The 7,875-nt window shown below is 48.2% G+C and carries 6 protein-coding genes and 1 pseudogene; all 7 read right to left on the minus strand.

What is annotated here, in order from left to right; translation table 11 throughout:
- Positions 1 to 16: 16 nt before the first annotated feature.
- Positions 17 to 2,893 (minus strand): host specificity factor TipJ family phage tail protein, encoded by a 2,877-nt coding sequence (locus L9Q40_RS04810; RefSeq protein ID WP_498792358.1) that lies wholly within the window; start codon positions 2,891 to 2,893, stop codon positions 17 to 19.
- A 1-nt stretch (position 2,894) separates the two neighbouring features.
- Positions 2,895 to 3,245 carry an NlpC/P60 family protein gene (locus tag L9Q40_RS04815; protein WP_163000645.1) on the minus strand — a complete coding sequence of 117 codons (351 nt, stop codon included), beginning with the start codon at positions 3,243 to 3,245 and terminating at the stop codon, positions 2,895 to 2,897.
- Between the two features lie 63 nt (positions 3,246 to 3,308).
- Complete coding sequence (locus L9Q40_RS04820) at positions 3,309 to 3,797, minus strand: DUF1833 family protein (protein WP_498792361.1); 489 nt, start codon at positions 3,795 to 3,797, stop codon at positions 3,309 to 3,311.
- A 24-nt stretch (positions 3,798 to 3,821) separates the two neighbouring features.
- Complete coding sequence (locus tag L9Q40_RS04825; RefSeq protein ID WP_498792363.1) at positions 3,822 to 4,622, minus strand: sialate O-acetylesterase; 801 nt, start codon at positions 4,620 to 4,622, stop codon at positions 3,822 to 3,824.
- Positions 4,619 to 6,457, minus strand: a complete 1,839-nt coding sequence (locus L9Q40_RS04830) for a hypothetical protein (protein ID WP_498792367.1) — start codon at positions 6,455 to 6,457, stop codon at positions 4,619 to 4,621. The genes L9Q40_RS04825 and L9Q40_RS04830 overlap by 4 nt, the downstream gene beginning before the upstream one ends.
- A complete protein-coding gene (locus tag L9Q40_RS04835) occupies positions 6,457 to 6,924 on the minus strand; it encodes a hypothetical protein (RefSeq protein WP_498792369.1) in 468 nt (155 codons plus the stop codon). The genes L9Q40_RS04830 and L9Q40_RS04835 overlap by 1 nt, the downstream gene beginning before the upstream one ends.
- A pseudogene (locus L9Q40_RS04840) lies at positions 6,914 to 7,875 on the minus strand (hypothetical protein); the annotation flags it as partial. The pseudogene L9Q40_RS04840 and the gene L9Q40_RS04835, both read right to left, overlap by 11 nt.

Genomic DNA, 7,875 nt, shown 5'->3' on the forward strand with positions numbered 1-7,875 from the left:
CACAAACTTGAAAGAACTACTCCCACCAAGTAACCCCAGGAGCTGGCGGTAGGTTGTTATCGTCTTTAAACATGTCTGCTACGTAGTTGACGGCTTTAACGCTGCATTTAGTTTTCTCGTTGTTAACGTTTGGCGTTATCGATGTAATCACCGCAGGTTCTGAATAGCGAGTTGCATCACCAAACAACCACAGCGGCGGTTCAATTTGCCCAGTCAGATTCGGGATAAAGTCCAGCTGGCCATCAAGCATCACCACACGGGCGCTCACTTTAGTTGCGACAAAAGGCCCATTGCCGGTGCCATCATGACGTCGAACGGTCATATAGTGAGATTCACCCTCCGTCCACTCTAAGTCTCGGTCCACCATAATTTGTGCCACTAATTCATCGTTGCTGTTGCGGACCGCCTGCCAGTCAACGACCTCACCAAACTGACCAAAATTAGGCAAATCATCACACAGCTCGGCATAGTCCAGATAGGTACTGTTGAGCGCGTCCATTTCCGTCGTGAACGAGTAATTGATTTTTTCACCCTGAGTGCGGCGCAGCATGCGCATGCCAATGCGCCAGGCGCGCGTTCTTGAGGTGACGCCTTTGGTCAGCTCCAATTCTCCCCATTTACTGATCGAATTCTTATCGCCTAACCAGCACTTGACGCTGCTGGTTGTCCAGTCGGTCGGGTCCATGTAATACACAATTAAGCCCTCGTTCTGGTCGGGATCATACAGTGTGGTGGTGATGGTTAAACCGTCACCCTGCATGACGTCCGGCGTGTAGACATGACCGGCACCGGTTTTCTCAAACAGTCGCTTAGGCAGAATTTTGCCAATATCGAAACAAAACTCAGCCATACCAGACTGTAGAACGGTTTTTAGTGCCGAGTAGATGGTGCCATCATCGACAAAGCCTCCGTCGAAATACTCCTCATTGGGTGACCAGACGTTTTCGTGCATCCAAAGCAGTTCATCCATGTCGATGTCATCATCTGAACCGCCAGAATTATGCACGATATAGCGAACTGCAGGCGCAATGTCTCGGGTCGCCTGCAGTTCTTCGGTCCAACCGCCAGCGCCATCGGGCACCGGCAGTTTGCGGGTTTGCAATACCTTGATCTTGTTAGTCGCCGATGATGAAAGGTTGGAATCAGAACGAATCGAGATGGCCAGCGTGGTGCTGGTCTCGTAGCTGGTCGCCGTCGGCAGTTTGCATTTCAGGCGCATCCATTGAAGTTTATCCAGGTACTTGGTGTCATCATACGACTTGGTTTTCCTAACCAGCATTACTTCTGGACGTATCGCGCTTGGCAGCGTGATGGGGTGAGTTTTCCCAACCTGATCGAAACTCTTTTCTGTGTAGATAAACGGGAACACCTGCCACTCATCAAGCTCGCCTAAATCCGCATCACGCACCCAGACCTCCCAGTCCACGGTATGATTTTGCAATCGGCCTTTTTTGTCGTATCGTCCCCACCCAGAGCTGCGGAGCATGTCAATTTCGATATAGTCTGTTGTATAACCCTCTGGACACCCCACATAGGGGCCAAGCTGATAATCGGGCAATGTGTCGCTGGTTACATCCAGTGAGATACCGCTCGTATACGTTCCGCCAATAAAGCCGGTCCAATCTTCATCCCCGACGCGGGTCACTGTCATCTGATAGTTGGCATCGGTGGAAACGACCTGGTAAAGACCATCATCCGTGCTGGTTGTTGTGATCTTAATAGTCACACTTGGCGCAGGAGTTAAGTCGGTAACGTAATTACCTTCCAAATCTTTGAAAGTCAGCTCAGTGTCTGACAGAGGCACAGCCAAATAAGTGGAATCATTCGATCCCGCACCGGATAACTGGACTTCCTGATTGACGCTAAGGACGCTAAAGCCTTTTCCTATAATCTTATCTGGCAGGGGGTCGCCAGTTGTTTCATCATTACCGCTGTCGACAATCTCGACAATGTCATCTATCAGGACCGACGTGGATGAAATGCCAGTGATTGTGAACGTGGTGCCATCATCCCATTTTAAGTTTTTGTTTCTCCAGTAGTAGGTGGTCTCTCGCTCGCCATCACCGTGATAACTTGTGCGTGAAAAACGGTCTTGAACCGTTACCGTGTTATCGCTAAGAATTACGGCTTTATCATCTTCAACGCTCACGACTATCGAAGTACTAGGCCCGATGAAATCAAGACCACCGGAGCTGTCAGTTCCGCCAACTTCTTCCGCCGTGTAGATATTTCTATGAGCCTCATGCGTGGTGACGTCTTCACCTGGCTCAAAAATCTGCCAGTTAGCATCGTCACTCAGGCGGTTAATTGGCGTGCCAGCAATGGTCAATCCGGTTGAGGATATCTGGTAATGCCCTTCCCCCACATGCAGCATCAGAGCAAGAACCTGTTCATTGTTCTCGTTGTAATACTTATACGGGCTGCAAAGGTAACTCGGCACGGACTGGTGACGGCCAAACCACTCAGGGCGAACGCCCATTAATTCCGCCTTGTTCACCTGGACGTTAATGTCATAGATGTTTTTGCCGGTGGGAACCGTACTGGAATTGGAGCCCAGCTGATTCATATTGTTCATGGCATAGACTGAGTAACCAGCACTGAGTACCGATATCGCTACCACCAACCATGAAATAGGATCAGTAAATTGGGGCGGGAGCACAACATCAATCGTGTCACTGTCGAGTAACACTCGGTTAGTCCATTCTTTCGGGTTAAACACCTGGCCATTAATCGTGGCCACAAAGCGCGGGGTTTTTAACTTATGCCCCATTGGGCCTTTATCCCAGTCAGGGATATGATGATCAAGATAGGCTTTAAATGTGGGCTCGTTAATCTGGTTTTCTTCGCGAACTGTCACATCAGCTGCATCAGGATAAACAATCAGTGTGGCCATGTTAGCTTTTCCATTGATAGTACTTAGTCACTGGCGCGAGCAGTTCAAACATGCTGCGCCGGTGGATAGTGGTTTTGTTAATGTCGTCATAGGCGTGAATGATGCGACGGTCGGGCAGCACTAAACCGATATGGACCCAACGACGGCCTTTGTACTGTGCCGCTAGCGCTAGGGGCTGAAATTTGCATTCCTCCACGCTGTCATGCACGGACCAAGCAGCACGCTGAGTGATTGCGTTATCTTTATGGCTGAGCGCGGGAAACTCCGGCATCAACACGCCCGTGAATTGGTGATAGAGCCAACGCACCGAGCCATAACAATCCCAACCATCCAGATCACGGCCCCCTGGCACATACGGGACGCGCTCCGCCGTACTGATAATTTCATCTGCAGTCATAGAGAACCTTTTGAATCGTTACGATATGGTCGCCAGCCCAGGGGCGTACTCGACTGTAAATCGAGGACGTGGCCAAGCGCTATTGCTGAGATATCCGATACCCGCGGAAACCGAGCAATTAGTACGCGTGGTGGTGGCGGTGGTGACTTTGAATTTTATCGGTTTGGAAGCAGGTGCCGTCAGATCCGAGGCCATATACTGACGCAGGGTAATAAACACATCGGCACCGGCTTTGCGCGCAGCTTCTATCAGCTGGCGCGCTTCACCGGTGACGTTGTCGATACCAAATTGAAGCTCCATCTCTGCTCCAGTGGCAGACTTTGGAAGGTTCACCGCTAGCCCCGCCGCCTCAAAAGTCACCATGGTGGCATCTTCTAAAGCGGCAGTAACATCATCAAACGCCGAAACCAGATAACGAGTAGCAAAGGCGGTCGAGGATAATTGCAGGGTGATCAGCTTGTCATCGGGTCCGGCACTGGCATGGTATTGTTTTAGTGCTTGAGACATAGGATAAGTAAACCTCTATTGATTTCACGTTAACCCCTCCATAATTGATGCCATTTCATTTCCTAAAAACTCTGATGTCGGACCGTCAAAATGTAATCCATCAAAGGTACTGCCAGCGCCCATATCTACAATGTGGGCATTCTGGTCTTCAGACGCGATTTGAAAATGGGCGGCATTAACCTCTGAGCTAAATTGGCCCGAGTTCAAGGGGATGGAGCCAAAAATAAATGGTAGGTCGGGAGCGTTTGTAAAGCTTCTCACTTTCGCAATGACATTGGTGAGGTTCTGATAATAATCATCTCTATTTTGCTGACTGTTACTATCACTTTCACCCTGATGCCAAAGAATGCCTTTGAGCACCCCTTTTTTTCCTGAGTCGGCGAGCGTTCCTATCGCTAATGCATACCTGTCTTCCAGCTCTTTAAGTAGCGGACGACTAACTGATTCATAATCAACATTCCATTGCCCACTACCCGCTGGCGGGTTGAGGCCAATCGAAGTGCCACCAAGTGAATTTTTGATCACGTATTGCGTTCGTCCAGTTGTTATCGCTTGTTTATAAATCGCGGTACTATCATACGCCCACCTATCATCCGCATTATTCGAACCACCAGAATTACTCAGGTATTCCCAATCTTCAAACTGCCCAGTATTACGATTAAACAATTGAGTATTGGGCACAAGATAGCCAGACGGTAGCCAAGATGGTCGCTCAGTAGATAGACTTACCCGCCCATCCGTGTTTGATTGCCCAGCAACCAGCCAAAGGTCAACCTCTTCGATGTCTGCGCGATAGGCGGACAATTGGAAAAAGAATAAATTCATGGTCTGTACACTCTGACATAATCAATCTCGTAGGTATCTATTAGCTCGCCATGGCTAACCACGTGAAAGTGATGTACCTTTGGCCCTATCACACCTTGTGGTCGCCAGATTGCTATTCCGATAACCCATTCACCTTGTGTTACAGATGACGCACCAAGCGCCTCCCACTCATTGTTTCCGTTATATGTTGCTAATGGCGATGAACCTGTGAGGTTTCGATATCGGACTTCGATGATCGATCCACTTTCAAAGTAACGACCTCGGTCATTTATCCGTAACCCATTCCTATCCGTACCTTGCATTGTCAAAATGCCATCCAACACCTCCATAACCGTGTTATTACCAAACACGACCCACGGATATGTCTGGGTTTCTGGGTCTAGTGGATCCGAATTAAAAGACTCATCAAAATCCAACTTGTAGATACGCTGAGTAAATGGATCTAAGTGGCAACCGTTTAGCCCCATTGGCATCCAAGCTTCATTGATTCTGTGTGGCGTAAAGTGCAAGACCGGACGACTGCCTTTGTTGGTGCTTTTATAGCTAGTTGGGTCTGGGGCGGTTTCAGATACGGTTGATTCCAGTGTCAATATCATTTGATTTCCGCTGATACTGACGCTGGTCACTTTATTTTTAGTGCCAACACTAAAATCATTTGGCATCGGACGATGCAGTGGGTCGGTACTGAGCGAACCAGAATAGACGACCGTGACCACATTACCATTTAAATCCGTTGTGACTTTTACAGGCACCGGAGGGAGAACCAAAGCCCGACTAGCTGGCGCGTATCGGTATATCACATCAATCATTTGATCACCGACATTCATTACATAAACGTAATTACACATTCCTGGGGCAGGGTCAGCTTCTAAAGCGCCTGACTCAACTCGAACATCTTTATTGAACGTTAACCCTGTTACGTTATGCGATAACTCTAACGATAAAACCTTACCTGGTGCAGCTGGGCCAATTAAATTCACATGAACAGTACCGACCACATCGTGCACGGTGAATATGCGGTCTCTATCGAGTGTTATGTTTGAAACAAATTCACTTATCGTGCCTAAACGCTCGTCAACATTATCATGGCGACCTACATCAAATAGTCGTTCTTTCCTGGCTTCATTAATCTGAGGCGTTATCTGATAGCGGTCATTATTTGAGCCGTTATTAACAAGTGTTCCATCTGGTATTTTGCTCCAATCAACGGTAACTTTCCCCGGAATATTTCCAGTCAACACATGGGTCGTCACAGCATTACCATTTTCAGGGTTTTCCGTGGTGATAAATTGACCATACCGCCCACCCAGGTCATGGATGTTTATCTCCCATTCACCGCCATTGTTTCTTTTTATTCGCCATACCCAATAATCCTCATCCGCTGAACTAACCAGGTTCACATCAACGATAAAATCTCTTAATGCAGCGATCGTTGTGTTTCCATCATCCTCAGAAATGGATGAAAATGGATAATTATTGGCTTCTTTGTCTAATACCTTCGCCAATTTTGTTGGGTCGTAGTCACTCTTTACCCAAGCGGCTCCATCCCAACCATAAAGGCCGTTGTTATCAAACTCGGGATCTTTCCAAACATCAGCAAGCAGTTGATCGGCTGGCGGAGCTCCAGACGATAAAAGATCGGTTTTGGTTTCAAAAGCGCTTCTGCCTTGTACCATTGCAGATATTCCTGACCATGCGTCTTCAACGTCCTTTGCAATCGATTGAATTGCTTCATTGTTGTAACTGGTACTGGCATTTGGGTCCTGACTCAGTTTAACTTTTAGCGCGTCCACCGCTTCTTGAAAGGCAGTTAATAAATCTGGGAAACTGGACATTAAGGTAACTCCATCATGGTGGTTTCTAGTTGAGCAATCAGCTCAGCAAAGGTGTTCGGGGCATACATGGCATCCAGCAGGGCGCCTTCATCCATTTGTGGCACTTTCTTGATCTGCACTGTTGCTGTGTACTCCCAGAACTTGGCATTGACTGGTTTGCGCTTATCTCTTGGGTCTTGGGTGATTAACACTTCGCATTGCTGCAGGTCATCGCTAAACGGCGTTTTAATATCCATTAAAAACCAGCGACCGAGCAGCCAGTTATCCAGAGCCGATTCAAATAAATTTGCCATGCTGGTTTTCATCTTCCAGGTGGCTTTCATTTCAGATGGCCGATTAGGTAGCTTTCTGGCGCGTTTTCGTCCGGTGCTAAACTCGGTGACCAATACGCCCGTGGACTGGTTCAGGCTCATATCGGTGAGCAGCGGTCGCGGTAACCCTTCAGGGTAAGAGAACTTAACTGCCATATTGCTGTATCCTGAATCGGGTTTGCATGACCTGCGCGGTTTGCGTGGATGACGATTGCAGTAGCTTCGCGACCTTGATATCTAAGGTGGTCATGTCACCATCACTGGACTGCTCCACAGTACCGGCACGAGAAGCATCCTCAACCAGATTGAGGGTGAGGTATAAATCACTTCCAACATTGTTAGTCGAGCTATTGTCAGAACGGTCAACACCCGAGACATTGACTGAAACCGCATTGTCGTTTGCCGCAGGTGCACCTACAGATGCAGTCATCGCAGCTCCCATCATGGCTTTCATCTGCTGCATCATATCGATCATCCAGCGGAAATTATCGGCCTGAATTGGGTTAAGTACCATCTCGTTTGCTTTGAGTAGCCAAGTACCTTCGTTTTCTCTTGGTACACGGTTAATACCGTCATGGGCTTGGCCTAGAATTCCACTAAACGCTAGTGCTGATACCGACGCAGCTATAGGAGCAGTAGCGGTTAGAGCTAACCCCATAGCTCCAGGAGCCATTAGTGGACCAGTGATTGGTATTGCAGCGGTAGAGGCATAGGCGTTTAAGCCAGCCATCAGCGACATAGCTTGCGCTTGTGTCGACACAGCGATAGCACTCGCTGTCGCCGTTTCCATACCAACAAGCTTTTGTACTAACTGATAAGCAAGCCACTCAGATGCCATACGGCCTAAGGCATTAACAAAGCTTCGGCTCATGCCATCAGCTAAATTAGTCATGGCATCACCCAGATTCTCTGAGTCAAACAGCATTCGCTCGAAAGCGGTCCCCATCCCGGAAGAAAAGCTATCTATAGTGTTTGTGGCCAACTGGTCGACATTCATCAGATTGCTTTGCATTGATTCAAGATAACGCTCCCAAAAGCCTCGATTGTCTTCTTCTCGTTGTGCTTGAATCTCGTTTTCTATTTCTCGTAATCGAGTTTGGTGGTCGG

The sequence above is a fragment of the Allocatenococcus thiocycli genome (genome assembly GCF_921292965.1).
In the GTDB taxonomy this organism is placed as follows: Bacteria; Pseudomonadota; Gammaproteobacteria; order Enterobacterales; family Vibrionaceae; genus Vibrio; species Vibrio natriegens.